Annotated in this window: 17 protein-coding genes; 8 read left to right on the forward strand and 9 right to left on the reverse strand. The window is 73.2% G+C overall.

From position 1 onward, the window contains the following. Positions 1–12: 12 nt before the first annotated feature. Both BM419_RS25420 and BM419_RS25425 read right to left on the reverse strand, forming a co-directional pair. Positions 13–1,248 carry an ABC transporter ATP-binding protein gene (locus tag BM419_RS25420; protein WP_091675731.1) on the reverse strand — a complete coding sequence of 412 codons (1,236 nt, stop codon included), beginning with the start codon at positions 1,246–1,248 and terminating at the stop codon, positions 13–15. Beyond that, a complete protein-coding gene (locus BM419_RS25425; protein WP_244534881.1) occupies positions 1,248–2,141 on the reverse strand; it encodes an ABC transporter permease in 894 nt (297 codons plus the stop codon). The genes BM419_RS25420 and BM419_RS25425 overlap by 1 nt, the downstream gene beginning before the upstream one ends. A 305-nt stretch (positions 2,142–2,446) precedes the next feature. Here BM419_RS25425 and BM419_RS25430 point away from each other — a divergent pair, with 305 nt between their 5' ends. The 4 genes from BM419_RS25430 (at position 2,447) to BM419_RS25445 (ending at position 8,108) form a co-directional block, all read left to right on the forward strand. Beyond that, a complete protein-coding gene (locus tag BM419_RS25430; protein WP_020091179.1) occupies positions 2,447–3,514 on the forward strand; it encodes a glycosyltransferase family 2 protein in 1,068 nt (355 codons plus the stop codon). Positions 3,515–3,784: 270 nt separating this feature from the next. Next, positions 3,785–5,296, forward strand: coding sequence for a 2,3-bisphosphoglycerate-independent phosphoglycerate mutase (gpmI, locus tag BM419_RS25435; RefSeq protein WP_020091178.1), 1,512 nt, complete (start codon positions 3,785–3,787; stop codon positions 5,294–5,296). A 132-nt stretch (positions 5,297–5,428) separates the two neighbouring features. Then, positions 5,429–6,844 carry a lipopolysaccharide biosynthesis protein gene (locus BM419_RS25440; RefSeq protein WP_091675739.1) on the forward strand — a complete coding sequence of 472 codons (1,416 nt, stop codon included), beginning with the start codon at positions 5,429–5,431 and terminating at the stop codon, positions 6,842–6,844. A 10-nt stretch (positions 6,845–6,854) separates the two neighbouring features. Then, a complete protein-coding gene (locus tag BM419_RS25445) occupies positions 6,855–8,108 on the forward strand; it encodes a GNAT family N-acetyltransferase (protein ID WP_091928066.1) in 1,254 nt (417 codons plus the stop codon). On the opposite strand, the gene BM419_RS25450 is transcribed toward BM419_RS25445, so the two are convergent. The 4 genes from BM419_RS25450 to BM419_RS25465 form a co-directional block, all read right to left on the reverse strand. Further along, a complete protein-coding gene (locus BM419_RS25450; RefSeq protein ID WP_056526493.1) occupies positions 8,044–8,400 on the reverse strand; it encodes a hypothetical protein in 357 nt (118 codons plus the stop codon). The two genes, BM419_RS25445 and BM419_RS25450, sit on opposite strands and share 65 nt — an antisense overlap. Positions 8,401–8,418: 18 nt before the next feature. Continuing rightward, positions 8,419–8,646, reverse strand: coding sequence for a hypothetical protein (locus tag BM419_RS25455; RefSeq protein WP_020091174.1), 228 nt, complete (start codon positions 8,644–8,646; stop codon positions 8,419–8,421). Between the two features lie 364 nt (positions 8,647–9,010). Then, positions 9,011–10,438 (reverse strand): protein adenylyltransferase SelO, encoded by a 1,428-nt coding sequence (locus BM419_RS25460; RefSeq protein ID WP_091928067.1) that lies wholly within the window; start codon positions 10,436–10,438, stop codon positions 9,011–9,013. A 193-nt stretch (positions 10,439–10,631) separates the two neighbouring features. Then, positions 10,632–11,102 carry a tRNA (cytidine(34)-2'-O)-methyltransferase gene (locus BM419_RS25465; RefSeq protein ID WP_091928068.1) on the reverse strand — a complete coding sequence of 157 codons (471 nt, stop codon included), beginning with the start codon at positions 11,100–11,102 and terminating at the stop codon, positions 10,632–10,634. A gap of 180 nt (positions 11,103–11,282) precedes the next feature. Between BM419_RS25465 and BM419_RS25470 the strand changes: the two genes are divergently transcribed. Together BM419_RS25470 and BM419_RS25475 are read left to right on the forward strand one after the other, a co-directional pair. Then, the gene (locus BM419_RS25470; protein ID WP_020091171.1) at positions 11,283–11,801 is read left to right on the forward strand and encodes a PRC-barrel domain-containing protein; all 519 of its coding nucleotides are present in this window, start codon (positions 11,283–11,285) and stop codon (positions 11,799–11,801) included. Positions 11,802–11,909: 108 nt separating this feature from the next. Then, positions 11,910–12,491, forward strand: coding sequence for an SCO family protein (locus BM419_RS25475; protein ID WP_020091170.1), 582 nt, complete (start codon positions 11,910–11,912; stop codon positions 12,489–12,491). Positions 12,492–12,518: 27 nt separating this feature from the next. Here BM419_RS25475 and BM419_RS25480 read toward each other — a convergent pair whose 3' ends face one another. Continuing rightward, positions 12,519–13,160: a PilZ domain-containing protein gene (locus BM419_RS25480; protein WP_091928069.1), complete on the reverse strand. Its 642-nt coding sequence runs from the start codon at positions 13,158–13,160 to the stop codon at positions 12,519–12,521. 229 nt (positions 13,161–13,389) lie between these two features. Then, positions 13,390–13,989 carry a PAS domain-containing protein gene (locus BM419_RS25485; RefSeq protein ID WP_020091168.1) on the reverse strand — a complete coding sequence of 200 codons (600 nt, stop codon included), beginning with the start codon at positions 13,987–13,989 and terminating at the stop codon, positions 13,390–13,392. Positions 13,990–14,337: 348 nt separating this feature from the next. On the opposite strand from BM419_RS25485, the gene BM419_RS25490 reads away from it, so the two are divergent. Both BM419_RS25490 and BM419_RS25495 read left to right on the forward strand, forming a co-directional pair. Beyond that, positions 14,338–15,159, forward strand: coding sequence for a rhomboid family intramembrane serine protease (locus BM419_RS25490; RefSeq protein ID WP_056526486.1), 822 nt, complete (start codon positions 14,338–14,340; stop codon positions 15,157–15,159). A gap of 151 nt (positions 15,160–15,310) precedes the next feature. Beyond that, a complete protein-coding gene (locus BM419_RS25495; protein ID WP_020091165.1) occupies positions 15,311–15,742 on the forward strand; it encodes a CBS domain-containing protein in 432 nt (143 codons plus the stop codon). Between the two features lie 171 nt (positions 15,743–15,913). On the opposite strand, the gene BM419_RS25500 is transcribed toward BM419_RS25495, so the two are convergent. Further along, complete coding sequence (locus BM419_RS25500; protein WP_091928070.1) at positions 15,914–17,485, reverse strand: alkaline phosphatase D family protein; 1,572 nt, start codon at positions 17,483–17,485, stop codon at positions 15,914–15,916. Positions 17,486–17,506 lie beyond the last annotated feature (21 nt).

A 17,506-nucleotide genomic window follows, 5' to 3' on the forward strand; every position in this document is an offset into this window, starting at 1 on the left:
GCCCTCCGGGCCTCAGCGCTGCGACGCGGCGCCGTTCGTTGTCCAGGTCCCCGCCTCGTGGAACACGCCGAAGACGTCCGGCGCGAAGACGGGGTGCTCGATATGGAAGCGGCCGCCGATCTTGGCCGCGAGGAGCCGCTCGAAGCCGCGCTGCCGGACCACCATCGAGACCGTGTAGGTGTCGGCGGTCAGGGTCAGCGGCGGCGTCAGCAGCTCCACCTCGCCCTCGCCCGCGAGGGCGGTCAGGCCGGTGCCGTCCGCCTGGGTGCTGAAATTGCAGCAGAGCAGCTCGTCGGACCGGGTGATCGAGAACAGGACGTGCGGGTCGGCGATCGGCTCGGCGGCGCTGTAGCGGGCCCGGATCCGCATCCGCTCGCCGTGGCGGAACAGCGTCCGCGGCGCGCCGGATTCGTCGGCGATCGTCACGTCGCTGATCCGGACCGGCAGGTCGCCGGTGTCGGGGCGGAACCACGCGGTGTCGGCGAGGTAGCTGTCCCGCTCGTAGTGGGTCAGGCCCTCGTCGGTGGGGCCGTCATAGGCGACGCGGCCGCCCTTGATGTAGATCACCCGCTCGCACATGGTCTTGATGCTGAACATGTTGTGCGAGACCAGCAGGATCGTCGAACCCTTGCCCTGGAGGCGCCGGGCGAAGTCCATGCACTTGCGCTGGAAGGTGTAGTCGCCCACCGCCAGCACCTCGTCGAGGAGCAGGATGTCGGGCTCGAGATGCGCGGCGACCGAGAAGGCCAGCCGGACATACATGCCGCTGGAGTAGCGCTTCACCGGCATGTCGATGAAGTCGCCGATCTCCGAGAAGGCGACGATCGCGTCGAACTTCGCGGCGATCTCCCGACGGTCCATCCCGAGGATCGAGCCGTAGAGGAAGATGTTCTCGCGGCCGGTCAGCTCCCGGTGGAAACCGGTGCCGACCTCGAGCAGGGCCCCGACCCGGCCCTCGAGGCGGATCCGGCCGGTGGTCGGCGCGGCGATCCGCGACAGGAGCTTGAGGAGCGTGCTCTTGCCGGCGCCGTTGAGGCCGATGATGCCGACATTCTCGCCGTGCCGGATGCCGAAGCTGACCTCCTTCAGCGCCCAGAAGCTCTCCTGCGACGGGCGCGCCGCCGCGCGGCGGGTCACCAGGCCGCGGACGCCCTCGCTGAGCGCGTCGCGCAGCGAGTTCTGGTGCGCGGCGCGGGGGGCGCGCCAGTACTGCTTGCCGATATCCTGAACGCTGATTGCCATCGACATCAGATTACATCCGCGAAGGAGCGCTCCATGCGCTGGAAGAAGATCAGTCCGCTGATGAGCAGGGCGAAGGCGGCCGTGACCGAGACGGCGACCGCGAAGGCGTCGGGCGGCGTGCCGCCCAGGATGGCGAACCGGAACGCCTCGATCAGGCCGACCATCGGGTTGAGCGCGTAGATCCAGCGCACCGAGGCGGGCACGATGCTCGACGCGTAGACGATCGGCGAGGCGTACATCCAGATCTGGATCACGAACGGCAGCGTGTGCTTGATGTCCCGGAAGCGGACGTTGATCGGCCCGAGCCAGAGGCTCACCCCGAGGGCGAGCATCGCCGTCACGATCAGGGTCGGGACGGCCAGCACGAGGTGCCAGTCCGGCACCGCCCCGTACCAGGCCATCAGGGCCAGCAGCACGCCGAGCGCGATGGCGAAGTCGACCATCGGCGACACCACCGTCGCCAGCGGGATGACCAGCCGCGGGAAGTAGATCTTCCGGATCAGCTCGGCCTCCGCCACGAGGCCGTTGGCGCTGCGCCGCACCGCCTCGGAGAAGTACGTCCACAGGACGACCGCGCTGCCGGCGAAGAGTGCGTAGGGGGCGCCGTCGGTGGGGATCTTGGCGAAGTGGCCGAAGATCACCGTGAAGATCAGGACGGTGAAGAGCGGCTGCGCGATCGCCCAGGAGGCGCCCATGGCGGTCTGCCGGTAGAGCACCTTCAGGTCCCGCAGGATCAGGACACGCAGCAGGTCGCGATACTGCCAGAGGCCGACCGCGTCGAAGGCGACGATCCGGTCGTCGGGCGCGATCTCGGTCACCCGCAGCGTCGACGGGTCGGTCCGCTGTTCGGTCGGCCCGCGTTCCGACGTGCCGAGGGCAAGCGCATCCAAAGATTTCATCATTCGAGGCGGTCCCGCATGACGCTCTGAGCCCGTGGTCGAGCTCGGGGACCCGGTGCGAATCGGAAGTCGTGCCGCCCGGTCGTCCCACCGGAACGGGCTATCATCGCGGTGCGGCGGTCCGAATTACACCTTTCGTCGTATCGGTCCGGCCGACTGAAGTGGTGGTTGTGATCAACGACCGTAATCGTAGCCAATCACGACAAATGAGACCTCGGGGGCGCGCCGCACGCGGCGTCGGTCCCCGTCCGGGACGACCGGCTCTGATCGGCCGGCGACCGGGACCAGGTTTCGGGAGAACCGCCATGCAGGACCCCGTGAGCGCCGCCGGCGCTCCGCTCGTGACGATCGCCATGCCGGCCCTGAACGAGGCCGCGCACATCGCCGACGCCATCGCGTCGGTGCTGCCCGACCGGGACGCCATCGCCTGCGAGCTGCTGGTGCTGGACGGCGGCAGTCGCGACGACACCTGCGCGATCGTCGCCGCCCTGAGCGCCCGCGACCCCCGCATCCGGCTCGTCCACAACGAGCGCCGCATCCAGGCGGCGGCGATCAACCTCGCCGCGCGGCTGGCGCATCCCGCCTCCGCCTACCTCGTCCGCGCCGATTGCCACGCCGTCTATCCGAAGGGATTCGTGCAGAACCTCGTCGGCACGATGCGCCTGCGCCAGGCCGTCTCTGTGGTCGTGCCGCTGCGGACCGTCGGGGTCACGCCGCTGCAGAGGGCGATCGCGGCGGCGCAGAACAGCCGCCTCGGCAACGGCGGCTCGGCCCACCGGCAGGGCGGCATCTCGGGCTACGTCGCCCACGGCCACCACGCGGCCTTCGACCGGCGCGAGTTCCTGCGGGTCGGCGGCTACGACGAGACCTTCACCCACAACGAGGATGCCGAACTCGACCGGCGGCTCTGCGCGGCGGGCGGGCGGATCTACCTCGCCGCCGAGCTCGCCATCACGTACTTCCCGCGCGCCTGCCTCCGCAGCCTCGCCCGGCAGTACCTCCACTACGGGCGCGGCTGCGCGCGGACCCTCGAGAAGCACGCCAGCCTGCCGCGCGCCCGCCAGATCCTTCCGGCCCTGGTCCTGCTCTACGCCGTCGCGGCCCTGCCGCTGGCGGCCCTGATGCCCGCCCTGCTGATCCCGCTGCTGCTCTATGCCGGGGGCTGCGTCCTGAGCGGCCTCGCCCTGGCGCTGAAGGCGCGGGAACCCGTCCTGGTCATGAGCGGCCCGGCGGCCGTGACCATGCACCTGTCCTGGGCGGCGGGGTTCCTGTCCTATCCGGGCTACCGGCGGACGCTGCTCCGGGCCGCCCTGCGAAGGAAGCGCCGCCTGCTCGGCCTCCCGCCGGGATCCGACGCGGCGCGCGTCAACTGACCGCCTGAGTCCCCGTCGGCCGCGCCCCGCCGGCCGCGTCCCGCCAGCCGCGCCCCGCCATGTGCGGAGCGCGGCCGGGGCATGTCAGAAGCCCGACGCTCTCTCGCATCCGTCGCCCTTTGGCCCTTCGGGGCGGTGGTCTCGCGCGACCAAGGCGATTATCGACACGCGCAACGATCCGGCCGCGTCAGGGCCCGGAGACCGGCCGCGCGCCGCGCGCGGCAGCCCAGGAGAGTTGTGACCGTGCCCGACAGTACCCCGCGTCCCGTGATGCTCGTGATCCTCGACGGCTGGGGTCTGCGGGACGCGGTGGCCGACAACGCCGTCCACCAGGCCAGGACGCCGGTCTTCGACGGTCTGATGCGGGAGCGCCCCCGGTCGCGGCTGACGACCTTCGGCGCCGATGTCGGCCTGCCCAAGGGGCAGATGGGCAATTCCGAGGTCGGCCACCTCAACATCGGCGCGGGCCGCGTCGTCCTGCAGGACCTGCCGCGGATCGACGCGGCGGTCGCCGACGGCTCCCTCGCCCGGAACCCGGCCCTGGTCCGGTTCATCGAGGCGCTGCGCGCGTCGGGGGGGACCTGCCACCTCGTCGGCCTGCTCTCGCCCGGCGGCGTCCACGCGCACCAGGACCACGCCGTCGCGCTGGCGCGCGCGCTGACGACGGCCGGCATCCCGGTCCGGCTCCACGGCTTCACCGACGGGCGCGACATGCCGCCCCGCTCGGCCGCCACCTGCATCGCCGACGTCGCGGCCGCCCTCCCGAAGGGCGCCCGCATCGCGACGCTGTGCGGCCGCTACTTCGGCATGGACCGCGACCGGCGCTGGGAGCGGGTCCAGACGGCCTACGACGCCCTCACGGAGGCGCGCGGGACCCGGTTCGAGCGGGCCGGGCAGGCGGTCGCCGCGTCCTACGCGCAGGACGTGTCCGACGAGTTCATGCGGCCCGCGATCATCGGCGACTACGCCGGCATGCGGGACGGCGACGGCATCCTGAGCTTCAACTTCCGCGCCGACCGGACCCGGCAGATCCTGGAGGCGCTGCTCGACCCGGCCTTCGCGGGCTTCGAGCGCGCGCGCACGGTCCGGTTCGCCGCCGCCCTGGGGATCGTCCAGTACAGCGTCGAGATCGACGCCTTCGCCGAGACCCTGTTCGGGGCCCTCGACCTGCCCAACGGCCTCGGCGAGACCGTGGCCCGGGCCGGACGCGCGCAGCTGCGCATGGCCGAGACCGAGAAGTACCCGCACGTCACCTACTTCATGAACGGCGGCCGCGAGGAGCCCTTCGCGGGGCAGGACGCGATCCTCGTGCCCTCGCCGAAGGTTGCGACCTACGACCTGCAGCCGGAGATGTCGGCGCCCGAACTCACCGACCGCGCCGTGGAGGCGATCGGCTCCGGGCGCTACGACCTCATCATCCTGAACTTCGCCAACCCCGACATGGTCGGCCACACCGGCAGCCTCGCGGCCGCCGTGAAGGCGGTGGAGACCGTCGACACCTGCCTCGGCCGCGTCGTCGAGGCGGTGACGGCCCAGGGCGGGGCGCTGCTGGTGACCGCCGACCACGGCAATTGCGAGATGATGCGCGATCCCGAGACCGGCGAGCCGCACACCGCTCACACCCTCAACCCGGTGCCCGCCGCGCTCGTCGGCGTCGACGGCGTGACCCTGGCCGACGGACGGCTGGCCGACGTGGCGCCGACGCTCCTCGACCTGATGGGACTGGACCAGCCGGCCGAGATGACCGGCACGTCGCTGATCCGCCCGCGGGGCGAGGGCTGAGGGCCGGGGCCGGCGGCACGCCGCCTGCAGAGCCCGGGCTGTCATGCGCGCCGTCCCTGCGTTACCTCCCGCCACGGGCCGGTCTGTCCCAGCGTGGTGCGAGGTCGTGGTGCGTCTGACCGGTTCTAGGACATGATCGCCCGGCACAGCCTGATCTATGTCGGCTCGCGGGGCTTCGCGGCCGCCCTGAACATGGCCTCCGTGGCGGTGTTCACGCGGCTCGCGCCGGTGGAGAGCTACGGCACCTACCTGTACGTCCTGTCCTGGGCGCTGGTGCTCTACGGGGCGACCTGCCAGTGGCCGAAATTCGCGTTCTTCGCCCTCTACGACGAGGCGCGCGAGCCCGCGCAGGTCGGCACCGTGGTGCGGATCCTGGGCGGCACGCTGCTCCTCGCCGGGCTCGGCAGCGCGCTCGCCGCCGCCCTCGGGCTTATGCCGGCGCGGATGGCGGCCGCGATCCTGGCGCTGGCCTTCGGGACCACCCTGTTCGAGGGCTCCACCGAGATCGCCCGCACCCGCCTGCGGGCCGGGGCGGTGGCGGCCTCGGTGATGAGCCGCGCCGTCCTGATCCTGGCCCTCGGCAGCCTGGCGCTGCACCTCTCGCAGGATCCCCTGCACCTCGCCTTCGCGGTGGCGGCCGCGAACGCCCTGGCCTCCCTGCCGGCCGCGGCCACGATCGCCCCGATGATGCCCGGCCGCGGCAGCCGCGCGGAGGCGCTGCGCCTGTTCGCCTACGGCTGGCCGCTGGTGCTGTCCTTCGGGACTGCGGCGCTCGCCCAGAGCCTCGACCGGCTGATCATCGCCAAGACGGTGGGGCCGGCGGGGCTCGGCGCCTACGGGGCCCTGGCCGACTTCCTGAAGCAGAGCTTCATCGTGTTCGGCGAGGCGATCGCCCTGTCGCTGATCTCGATCGCCAAGCGCGAGGCGCGGGTGGGCGGGATGGCGGCGGCCTCCGGGGTGCTGCGCGACGCCGCACGGGCCATGACGCTGATCGCGGCCTTCGGGGCCGTGTTCTTCCTGTGCTTCGACGATCTGGTCGTGGCGGTGCTGCTCGGGCCCGACTACCGGGCCGAGGCGCGGGAGCTCGCCCCGGTGCTGATCCTGGCGAGCATCCTGATGATGTTCCGCGCCTACTATTTCGGGCAGGTGATCTACTTCGCCCGCTCCAGTGGCCTGGAGGCGGCCGCCGCCTTCGCGACCCTCGCCACCGTCGCCGCGCTGTCGCTCCTGCTGATCCCGCGCTTCGGCGCCGCCGGGGCGGCCCTCGCCTTCGCGGGCGGCCAGAGCGCGGCCTGCCTCGTGCTGGTGCTCGGCGCCCGCCGGACCGGCACGACGATGCCGCTGCCGCTCGCCGACATGGCCGGCATCGCCGGGATCGCGCTGGCCTGCGGCGCGGTGAATGCCGGCATCGCCCTGGTCCCCGGCGGCCTGTTGCCGCCGGGACAGGCCCTGCGCCTCGTCCTGCTCACCGCCGCCGCCGGGGTGACGGCGTGGCGCTACGACGTGCTCGGCTTCGCCGGCGCGATCCGTCACCGTCTCGCGGCCTGACGGTCCCGCGATGGCAGGCCCCGCGTCGGACACCCCATCGGACACGGCCGCGCTTCCCGGCGGGCTCGTGGCGGCGGTCCGGCCCCTCGACGGGGCGGCGCCCTGGGTCCCGGCCTGGCGGGCCCTGGGTCGGGCGAGCCTGGTGCGCAACCCGTTCTACGAGGCGGGCTACGCCCTGGCGGCCCGCGACGCCTTCGGGGCGGGCGTCCGGCTCCTCCTCGTCGCCGACCGGCCCCCCGAGGCGCCTGGGGCCCGGCTCCTCGCCGCCTGGCCGTTCCGGCCGTCGCGCCGCCGCTGGGGCGTGCCGCTGCCGCTGCTCGTGGGCTGGACCCACGGCTACGCCCCGTTCGGGGCGCCGCTCCTCGACGGCGCCGCCCCGGAGGCCGCCCTGGCGGGGCTGCTCGCCGCGCCGGGCGCCCTCGGCCTGCCGCCGCGCCTCCTCCTGCCGAACGCTCCGACCGACGGCCCCCTGCCTGAACTCCTGACGGCGTGTGGCGGGCGCCGCGCCGCGTACTGGCCGCACGACCGCGGCCTGCTCGACCTGACCGGCCTCGGGCCGGAGGCGCGGGCCTCCTATCTCGGGCACCTCTCCGGGCAGCGCCGCCGCAAGCTCCGCCGCGCCCGCGCGCGCCTCGAGGCGGGGGGGCCCGTGACCTTCGAGATCCTCGCCGCGCCCAAATACCTCGGCCCCGCCCTCGACGCCCACGTCGCCCTGGAGGCCGCCGGCTGGAAGGGTCAGGCCGGCACGAGCCTGGCGCAGCGGCCGGCGGAGATCGCCTTCCTGCGCGCCGCCCTGGCCGATCTCAGTGCCGATCTCGGGGCCGATCGCGGGGCCGATCGCGGGGCCGCGGACGGCGTGCGGATCGCGCGCCTGCGCCGGGGCGACCGGCTCCTGGCCTCCCTGATCCTGCCGGTCACCGGCCGGGAGGCCTGGGTGCTGAAGATCGCCAACGACGAGACGCGGCCGGAGACCGCGCCGGGCGTCCAGCTCGTCCACCGGCTGACCGAGGCGGTGGCCGCGGGCGACTGGCCGATCGACCGGATTGATTCCTGCGCGCCGCCGGACTTCGCCCTCGGCACCACCTTCTGGACCGCGCGCCGGCCGATCGCCCATCTGCTGGTGGAGGCGGGCCGCGATCCGCTGTTCCCGGTGGCCCGGACCCTGGAGCGGGCCCGGGAGCGCGTTGCCCGGGCGCGTGTCACCATCCGAAGCGGGCGATCTGCTCCAGCCGCGCCCGCGTCGCCGCCGCGTCGCGGCCCGTGACGGCGATCCGCCCGGACAGGTCGTAGCAGGTCGCGCAGAACGGCAGCTGCAGCAGCGTGTACCCGTCGTCCCGCGCCCGGGCGACGGAGGCGATGAGGCAGGGCAGGACCGGCTCGTCGGGCGGCCCGGCGAGGCAGTCGGCCCGGGGGCTGCCGAAGGCCGGGCGGTTCGGCCAGGTCAGCAGGAGCGTGGTCCCGCCCCGGCGGTCCGGGGCCGGCGGCAGGGTGTAGCTGCGCAGGAACAGCGCGCCGGCCGCGAGGACGAGGACCGGCAGGATCAGGGCTGTGCGCATCGGCGGTGTCCTCGCGCCTCAATCCCCCGCGTCGAAGCGCGTCCGATAGAACACCTCGCGGCCGGCGCCGTCGATCACCCGGACCGCCTCGGCCGGCTCGCCCGAGCGCTGCGGCACCCGGGCGCGGGCGAACAGCCGCAGGGCCCGCTCCTGCGCGCTCTCCAGGCTGCCGACCCGCACGGAGATCCGCGTCTGGATCTCGTCCGGCTCCGGTCCGAGGACTTCGATGTGGAAGGTCTCGCGCACGGGTATCCGCCTGATCGAGGGATCTTCAGCGCCGGATATCGGGATCCGGCTGCCGGCCGCCATAGCATGTTCCGGCCGGGTATCCGGTCCGGCGCCGCGCGGCGAGCCCGGGACGACGCGCCGCGGGCTCGATCTCGGCACGAAGTCCAGTTGCCCCGCGGCCCGCCTCGGCACTAAGAGGGCCGCTCCGCCCGAGGAGACATCACCGGAGGAACCCCGTGGACCCGCTCAAGGCCGCCGCCGCGACGCTTCTCTGCCTCGCCCTGTTCTGGCTGGCCTTCCGGCTGACCCGGCGCCTGGTCGATCTCGCCATCGCGGGGGGCTACGCCGAGGAGCGCCGACGGCTCGCCGAGGAGGAGGCCGCTCAGGCCGAGGCGGGCGCCGTCCCGCAGGCCTCGGCCATCCGGGCCACTCCCGCGAGCTTGGCCTCGAACAGGGACCAGTCATCCGCCGCGGCGATCGGCGCCCACAACGCCTCCACCTCGTCGATCAGGAGCGTGCAGGGCGCCTCCGCGAAATAGGGATGGTCGAGCCGCGCGCCCGGGGCGGGCGCGAGCGGCTCCAGCGCGGCCCGCACCGGCGCGAAGGCCTCGCGAGCGTAGTGGCCGGCGGACGGCCCGGCCTGCGCGCGGGTCGCGCTCGCGAGGCCGCCGTACCAGTCGAAGAAGAACCGCTCGAAGGGCGCCCGCGTCTCCGCGAGGAACCGCCAGACCGCCGAGACCAGCCGGTCGGTCTCCGGCCGCGGCGCCGGGGCGAGGCCGAGCCGGCGGAACAGGGCCTCGGCGAACGCCTCCTGCAGGGCCGGCCCGAACCCGGAGAGCGCCGCTTCCAGGCGCGCCTGGGGGGCCAGCACCAGCAGGCAGTCGGCGAGCCGGGCGAGGTTCCAGAACAGCGCCTCCGGCTGGCGGCCGAAGCTGTAGAGCCCGGTCTCGTCGAAGTAGGCGGCCGTGAAGTCCGGATCGTAATGCGGTAGGAAGCGCCAGGGCCCGTAATCGAAGCTCTCACCGGTGACGTTGATGTTGTCGCTGTTGAGGACCCCGTGGACGAAGCCGGCCGCCGCCCACTGCGCGCCCATCCGGGCGGCCCGGGCGACCACGTCCTCCAGGAAGGCGACGGCGCGATCCTCGACGCCGTCGCGCCAGAGCTCCGGCCGGTGGGTCGCGACCGTGTGGTCGAGGAGCCGGGCGATGTTGTCCGGCTCGCCGAGCGCCAGGAAGCGCTGGAAGCTGCCGATGCGGATGTGGCCGTGGGACAGGCGCACCAGCACCGAGGCGCGTGCCGGCGAGGGCTCGTCGCCGCGCACGAGGTCCTCGCCGGTCTCGATCAGGCTGAAGCTCTTCGAGGTGTAGACGCCCTGCGCCTCCAGGAGGGCGGTGGCCAACACCTCGCGCACGCCGCCCTTGAGGGTGAGCCGCCCGTCGGCGCCGCGCGACCAGGGCGTCGTGCCGCTCCCCTTGGTGCCGAGGTCGAGGAGGCGCCCGTCCAGGCGGTCGTGCAGCTGCGCGAAGAGGAAGCCGCGCCCGTCGCCGAGGTCCGGATTGTAGGCGCGGAACTGATGGCCGTGGTAGCGCAGGGCCAGCGGCGTCTCGAAGCTGCCCGGCAGGGGCTCGAACCGGCCGAAATGGGCGATCCACGCCGCCTCGGACAGGCCGCCCAGTCCGACCCGCTTCGCCCAAGTCTGGTTGCGGTAGCGCAGGATCGTCCGCGGGAACCGGGCCGGCGTCACCGGATCGAAGAAGGCGGGGCCCAGATCGGCGTGGCGCCGGGAGGGCGTGAAGGCGGTGTCGTCCATGCGGCGGCGCGTCTCCCGGGGTGAGGATGAGTCCCGTTGTACCAAGCGAGCCGGACGCGATCCGTTGCCGATCCCGTCCTCGCGGGCGCGGCGAAGCAACCCAGTGCAGCTGGACATCGGCCGAGCGTGGCGCCGCCTGGATCGCTTCGCTCCGCTCCCGAAGACGGCGGCCGACCCGAGAGGCGTCACGATCCTAGAGATCTGGTCGGGCCGTCCCGGACACCTGCCGCAGGGCCTCGCCGGCGATCATCGCGGCCGCGATCGCGACGTTGAGCGAGCGCAGGCCCGCCCGGATCGGCACCACGATCCGGGCGTCGGCGGCCGCGTGCACCGCCTCCGGCACGCCGGCGGATTCGCGCCCGACCATCAGGCAATCGTCCGGGCGGAAGGCGAAGTCCGTGTAGGGCACGGCGCCCGCCGTGGTGGCGAGGACGAGCCGGATCCCGGCCTCGGCCCGCCACGCGGCGAAGGCCGCGAAGGCGCGGTGCCGGGTGATCGCCACGTGGTCGAGGTAGTCCAGGCCCGAGCGGCGCAGGTGGCGGTCCGAGACGTCGAAGCCCGCGGGCTCCACGATCTCCACCGCCAGCCCGAGGCAGGCGGCCATGCGCAGCATCGTGCCGGTGTTCTGCGGGATATCGGGCTGGTAGAGGGCGAGGCGGAGCATGGCGCCGGCCTTGTGCGGGGCGGAAGGCCCCGCCGTCAAAGGCCCCCGGCGCCGACGCGCAGCCGGCAAACCGCCGGGCCGGCCCCCGCCGGGGCCGAGACCGCGCGGAACTTAAGCCTCGCCAGAACCTTGAGGCGGCGCGACCCCCCTGTGCGGCCCCCGTCTGAAAGACCTGCTCCGATGCGCACCCCGCTCCTCGCCTCGGCCCTCCTGCTGGCCGGCCTCGCCACCGCTTCGGCGCAGACCGACGGCGCCAGATCGGACGGCGCCAAGCCGGACGGCGGCGCCGCCGCGACCCCGGTCCCCGGCCAGCCCGCCACCATGGCCGACAGCCTGCGCCCGACCTTCGTGGCCCAGGCCCCCGACGACATGGTCGCCAGCAAGCTGATCGGCTCCAGCGTCGTCAACGGCGCCAACGAGACGATCGGGCAGATCGCCGACTTCGTCCTCGACCAGAAGGGGGCCGTGAAGGCCTGGATCATCGGGGTCGGCGGCTTCCTGGGGATCGGCTCGAAATACGTCGCGGTCGACCCGTCCGTGCTCAAGCTCGACCGCACCGACGGCAAGACCCTCCAGGCGCGGATCGACACGACCAAGGACCAGCTCCGGGCGGCGCCGGAATACGTCTATCTCGGCAAGGAGCCGCCGAAGGGCGCCGCCCCGGCGAGCCCCGCGGGGGAGCCGGCCTCGAAGCCGTAGCGGTCGCGCCGGCGCGGCGCCGATCGGTCGGCCGGCGGCACCGCGCCGGCTTGCCTCCGCGCGCCGTTGTGTGCTGTGCCGGCCTCCCCGGAGGTCGGAACCCGTCCCATGCGCCGCGCCCTCGTCCCGCTCCTCGCCTTCTGCCTCGGCCTCATCGGCCTGACCGGGGCGGCGGTGTTCGCGTTCCTGCCCGACAAGGCACCGGTGGGCGTGCCGAGCGTCGGCGGCCCGTTCACGCTGGTGAACCAGGACGGGCGCACCGTCACCGAGCGCGACTTCGCCGGCGCGACGCACCTCGTGTTCTTCGGCTTCACCCACTGCCCGGACGTCTGCCCGACCACCCTGCAGCAGATCTCCGACGTGCTCGCTGCCCTGGGGTCGAAGGGCAAGACGATGCGGGTCGCCTTCGTCACGGTGGATCCCGAGCGGGACGATCCGGCGAGCCTCAAGACCTACCTGTCGAGCTTCGACCCGCGCATCACCGGCCTCACCGGCACGCCCGAGCAGGTCACCGCCACCGAGAAGGCGTACCGGGCCTATGCCCGCAAGGTGCCCGCCAAGGACGGCGACTACACGATGGAGCACACCGCCCTGGTGTACATCATGGACGCGCAGAACCGCTTCCTCGGCGCCCTCGACCTGACCCGGCCGGCCGACGAGGTCGCCGCGCAGCTCGCCAAGAAGATCTGACCGCCGGCCGGTCCGGCCGCACGCCCGTCAGAGCGTCATCCCGGCGTGGAAGCGGTCGGGGGAGAGCGGCAGCAGGAACTGCACGCCGAAGCCGCCCTCGAAGTAGCGCACCAGCCGGCCCGGCGTGCTGCCCACCGTGACGGCGGCGCCGAGGGGCAGCGGCACCGGGCAGGAGATCGCCACGCCCGACATCGAGATGTCGATGAGGCGCGCCCGGATCTCGCGACCGCCCTCGACGCGCAGGACCACCGCCGTGTTGGTCGGCACGAGGCGCTCGTGCGAGCGCCCCTCCGGCAGTCCCAGCATCTCCCGGTTCGCCAGCCAGGTGAGCTGGGAGGCGAGCTTGTCCCGCTTGCGCGACGTGGCGTTGAGCTGGACCGCGAACCCGTCCGGGCAGGTGCGCGCGACGACGCCCTCGATGCGGCCGACATGCTCCAGGTAGAGCACCACGCGCTCGCCGACCGCGCCCTTGACCGCGCAGGTCAGCCGAACGCCGCCCGGCGACATGTCCACGGTCTGGCAGGGATATTCCCGGCGATCGGCCAGCATGTAGCGGCCGAGCACGGCGACCCGCACGCGCTGGTGGCGGCGCTGGTCGGCGGCACCGCGCGCCGGCTCGGCGGCGAGGCCGCGCAGATCAGTTCCAGCGGTGGCCTCGACCGCGATCATTCCGAGATTGGTCCTGCGCCGGAGAATGGCCGGTGCAGACTAGGCACGGACAGTTACGAAACCCTTTTTTCCTGCTCCGGGATCGATCGGCCTTGTAGAAACATCCATTGTCGAGCCCTGCCGCGTCGTGCGCGATCGACTTGTGCGCCGAAGCTTTCCTCGGGTGCACGCGCCGATTCGATCGAACTGGCCGTCCCGGACCGGGCGTAACCTTGGACGAATACGGTTCTCAGGCGCGCCCGCCGGCGTGGACGAGGAGGTGGCCGTGGCGCACCGGCCCGGGGTAGCCCGCGCTCGTGCGCACGGCGGTGCGGGCGGGCGGGACCGGCTCGGTCCGGCGGCTGGGCAGGATGCGCAGGGAGGTGGTCTCCGCCTCCACCAGCGGGCGCAGGCCGAGCCAGTGCGGCGCGCCGTCGAGGCTCAGGGTGCCGAGGGCGCGGACCTGCGTCCGGCCGCGGTGGCGCAGGGGCAGGAGCAGGAGTTCGAGATCCGCCGCCTCGCCGGCCGCGTTGGTGCCGCGCAGGCCCGCGACGACGCCCAGCGTGTCGCTGGCCACGATCTCGACGATCCGCCAGGGATCCGTCGCCCGGGAGCCCCACAGCTTGGCGAAGGGCTCGCCCTTCAGCTCGCGGCCGTACAGGGCGCAGACCCGGGTCCCCGCGAGCCGGATGCTCGCGGAGCGGCTCGGCATGTCGAGTTCCAGGATCAGGCTGTCGGCGAGGAGGTGCCGGATCTCGCCCGGCTCGATCTCGGCGCGTTCCGGCGCGGCCCGTTCTCCGCGCAGGCGCTCCCAGTAGGCGTGGAGCATGCGGCTGGTGGGATGCTTCATCGGTGTCCCGATTCTCAACGCCTGTGGTTCATCCCCGGATCATTCTGGCACATCCGCGGGGGTGTGACCGGCCGATCCGGGCGTTCACCGCGTCCGGGCGCACGGGCCGTGCCGGCTCCCGCACCCGCGCGCCGCCGGTCCCGCCGGCGCCGCGCGGGGCGGGGGGTAGCGCGTCGTGGCCGGCGACACAATCGTCGCACCCCGCCGGGCGCGCCGCGGCCGTCCGGGACGGATCCGGACTGAAGACGGGGCGGTGCGCGATACGGACCGCGATCCGACCGGTATTTGCGAGCTTCAATACGTCGCCGGGGCTTGCCCGATCGCGCCGCGCCCCGACATGGTGCGCCGATGGACGCCTCCCCCGATTTCCCGCGGCAGAGCCGCGTGCCCGTGTTCAACATGCCGGGCATCGTCACCGCGTCGATCGGGCTGCTCCTGGCGATCCAGGCGGTGCGCGAGTTCCTGCTGCCGGACACCTGGGACATCCGCCTCGTCCTCGACCTCGCGCTGGTCCCGGCGCGCTGGACCCTCTGGTTCGATCCCGGCCGGGCCTCCGAGGTGATCCGCGCCGCCGCCGATCCGGGCGATCCCGGCCTGGAGGCGGCCCGCGAGGCCTTCGCCCGCTACATCGTGGGCGAGCACGCGCTCCAGCCCTGGACGCTCGTCACCTACGGGCTGCTGCACGGCTCGTGGATGCACGTGATCTTCAACAGCGTCTGGCTCGCGGCCTTCGGCGCGCCGGTGGCGCGCCGCTGCGGCGCCCTGCGCTGGTGCGTGCTCGCGCTGGCCGGCACGGCGGCCGGCGGACTTCTCCACATCCTGATCGACCCGCTGAGCGCGGGGCCGCTGGTCGGCGCCTCGGCGGGGATCTCGGCCCTGATGGCCGCCGCCGCCCGGTTCGTGTTCCAGCCGCCGGTCTCGGGCTACGGCGCGCCGGCCTGGCAGGTGCCGCCGCCCCGTCCCGCCGAGACGATCCCGGAACTGCTGCGCAACCGGACCGCGGTGTCGTTCCTGGTGATCTGGCTGCTGACCAACCTGCTCTTCGGCCTCGTCAGCGTGCCGCTCGTCGGCGAGAACGCCGCCATCGCCTGGGACGCCCATCTCGGCGGCTTCATCGCGGGCTTCTTCCTGTTCCCCCTGGTGGATCCCCGGGAGCCGCGCCGGCACTGAGTCCCTGCCATCGACGCCCGGCACCTTGCCATCCGGCCGGATCGATCACACACTCGCCACAATGTGAACGAGCCGGGCCAACCCGGCCGAGAACGCCATCAGGGCGCCGCGGGCTGACGGCGCACCGGCCGCGTCACACAGGGAGAGAGCCATGACCGTCGCACGCATCCTCGCCGAGAAGGGCAGCTCCGTCGTCACCGTGGGCCCCGACAAGACCCTCGATGAGGTGATCCAGATCCTCGCCGACAAGCGGATCGGCGCCCTCGTGGTCGCCCAGGCCGACGGGACGGTGGCGGGCATCATCTCCGAGCGGGACATCATGCGGGCGCTCGCCCGGCACGGGGGCTCGGCCTTCGACGCGCCGGTCTCGGCCCACATGACCACCGCGGTCACCACCTGCGGCCGGACCACCACGATCGAGGAGGTCATGACCCTCATGACCGACGGGCGGTTCCGCCACGTGCCGGTCTGCGAGGACGGGCGGCTGATCGGCCTGGTCTCGATCGGCGACGTGGTGGCGCGCAAGATCGCCACCGTCGAGGCCGAGCACCAGGCCCTGCGCGACTACATCACGATGGCGTAGGGACGCCGGCACCGCGCGTTTCTCTCGCCCTCCGCCCCCGGGCCTCGCCGGTTCAGGGCAGGCCGCCGCGGCGCGACGCGCTCCCTCTCCCGTGCGGGAGAGGGGACCCGCGCCCCTTCGTCGACGGGCGAGCAGGCCGACATCGCGAGCCCGTGCCGCCCGCGGTCCGCCTCACGCCTTCACGGGATCGAGCGTGACGTGCCAGAGGTCGGTGTCGGCCGCGTCCTTGAGGGTCACCGTCATCTGCTCGGTGGCGCCGTCCACCGCCACGTGGCCGAAGAACTGGTAGCCGGCGGCCGGCGACAGGTTCACCTGGCCCTTGTCGGGCGCCTTCACGTAGCGCAGCTGCGGCCCGAAGGTGTTGTCCAGCGCGTTCGGCCCGAAGGTGCCGGCGTGCAGCGGCCCGGAGACGAACTCCCAGAACGGCTCGAAATCCTGGAACTGCGCCTTGTCGGGGTCGTAGTAGTGGGCGGCCGTGTAATGCACGTCGGCCGTGAGCCAGACCGTGTTGCGGATCCCCGCGCTCTTGATGAAGCGCAGCAGGTCGGCGATCTCCAGCTCGCGCCCCAGCGGCGGTCCGTCGCCCTGCGCCACCGCCTCCGAGCCGAAGTTGCGGTCGGTGTCGTAGGTCACCACGAGGCCGAGCGGCATGTCGGCGGCGATCACCTTCCAGGTCGCGCGGGACTCGAGCAGCGCCCGCTTCAGCCACGCGATCTGCTGCGGCCCAAGGAAGTAGGATTCGGGCCCGTACGCCGTCTGCCGGTTCTCGCCGTTCGGGCCCCGGTAGGAGCGCATGTCGAGCATGAACACGTCGACCAGCGGGCCGTAGCCGATCTTGCGGTAGACCCGGCCGGGCTCCGACGGCTCGAAGCGCATCGGCATGTACTCGTGGAAGGCCTTCGCCGCCCGTAGCTGCAGCGCCAGCACGTTCGGGTCGGCGTACTTCTTCTTCAGGTGCTCGGCCCGGGTCAGCGGCTCCCCCGGCCACCAGTTGTTGGTGACCTCGTGGTCGTCCCACTGGGCCAGGATCGGCACGGCGGCGTTCATCGCCAGGACGTTCCGGTCGGTGAGGTTGTACTTGTGCCGGCCCCGGAACTCCGCGAGCGTCTCGGCCGGCTTGGCCACCTCCTCGGTCACCCGATTGCGCCACAGGCTGCCGTCGGGGAGCTTCACCTCGGACTGGATCGGCCCGTCGGCGTAGATCGTGTCGCCGGAATGGATGAAGAAGTCCGGCCGGTTCTTCAGGATGGCGGAATAGATCGTCATGCCGCCGCGGGCCTCGTCGATGCCCCAGCCCTGGCCCGCCGTGTCGCCCGACCAGCAGAACGACACCGAGCGCCGGTCCGCCGGCGCGGTCCGGAACCGCCCGACCTGGGCCGGCCCGACGATGGTCGGCGCGGCGACGTCCTCCAGGCGGACCCGGTAGAACACGTCCTGGCCGGCCGGCAGCCCGGTCAGCGCCACCTTCACGGTGCCGTCGGTCTCCGGCAGGGCGTCGGCGAAGACGCCGCCGCGGATGTCGGCGAAGCTCTCGGTGGTCGCCCACTCGACGATCGCCCGGGCCAGCCGGTCGGACCGGGCCCAGACCACCGCCGAGTCGGTGCCGACGTCGCCCGACTGGAGGCCGTGGGTCAGGAGCGGCCGGTCGGCGGCGCGGCTCAGGCCGGGCCGTCCGAGGCCCGTGGCCAGCCCGACGAGGCCGGCGCCTCCGGACAGCAGGATCTGACGGCGACTCGTATACATTGGAGGTCCTCCAGCATGCAC

Origin of the sequence: Methylobacterium sp. yr668 (assembly GCF_900116245.1) — a bacterium.
Classification (GTDB): Bacteria; Pseudomonadota; Alphaproteobacteria; order Rhizobiales; family Beijerinckiaceae; genus Methylobacterium.

Coding starts and splice junctions, on each gene's coding strand:
- BM419_RS25440 (WP_091675739.1), top strand. CDS start 5,429: ATGATCGCCCGGCACAGCCTGATCTATGTCGGCTCGCGGGGCTTCGCG.
- BM419_RS25450 (WP_056526493.1), bottom strand. CDS start 8,400: ATGCGCACAGCCCTGATCCTGCCGGTCCTCGTCCTCGCGGCCGGCGCG.
- BM419_RS25500 (WP_091928070.1), bottom strand. CDS start 17,485: ATGTATACGAGTCGCCGTCAGATCCTGCTGTCCGGAGGCGCCGGCCTC.
- BM419_RS25480 (WP_091928069.1), bottom strand. CDS start 13,160: ATGATCGCGGTCGAGGCCACCGCTGGAACTGATCTGCGCGGCCTCGCC.
- BM419_RS25470 (WP_020091171.1), top strand. CDS start 11,283: ATGCGCACCCCGCTCCTCGCCTCGGCCCTCCTGCTGGCCGGCCTCGCC.
- BM419_RS25460 (WP_091928067.1), bottom strand. CDS start 10,438: ATGGACGACACCGCCTTCACGCCCTCCCGGCGCCACGCCGATCTGGGC.
- BM419_RS25430 (WP_020091179.1), top strand. CDS start 2,447: ATGCAGGACCCCGTGAGCGCCGCCGGCGCTCCGCTCGTGACGATCGCC.
- BM419_RS25490 (WP_056526486.1), top strand. CDS start 14,338: ATGGACGCCTCCCCCGATTTCCCGCGGCAGAGCCGCGTGCCCGTGTTC.
- BM419_RS25495 (WP_020091165.1), top strand. CDS start 15,311: ATGACCGTCGCACGCATCCTCGCCGAGAAGGGCAGCTCCGTCGTCACC.
- BM419_RS25485 (WP_020091168.1), bottom strand. CDS start 13,989: ATGAAGCATCCCACCAGCCGCATGCTCCACGCCTACTGGGAGCGCCTG.
- gpmI (WP_020091178.1), top strand. CDS start 3,785: ATGCTCGTGATCCTCGACGGCTGGGGTCTGCGGGACGCGGTGGCCGAC.
- BM419_RS25445 (WP_091928066.1), top strand. CDS start 6,855: ATGGCAGGCCCCGCGTCGGACACCCCATCGGACACGGCCGCGCTTCCC.
- BM419_RS25425 (WP_244534881.1), bottom strand. CDS start 2,141: ATGAAATCTTTGGATGCGCTTGCCCTCGGCACGTCGGAACGCGGGCCG.
- BM419_RS25420 (WP_091675731.1), bottom strand. CDS start 1,248: ATGTCGATGGCAATCAGCGTTCAGGATATCGGCAAGCAGTACTGGCGC.
- BM419_RS25465 (WP_091928068.1), bottom strand. CDS start 11,102: ATGCTCCGCCTCGCCCTCTACCAGCCCGATATCCCGCAGAACACCGGC.
- BM419_RS25475 (WP_020091170.1), top strand. CDS start 11,910: ATGCGCCGCGCCCTCGTCCCGCTCCTCGCCTTCTGCCTCGGCCTCATC.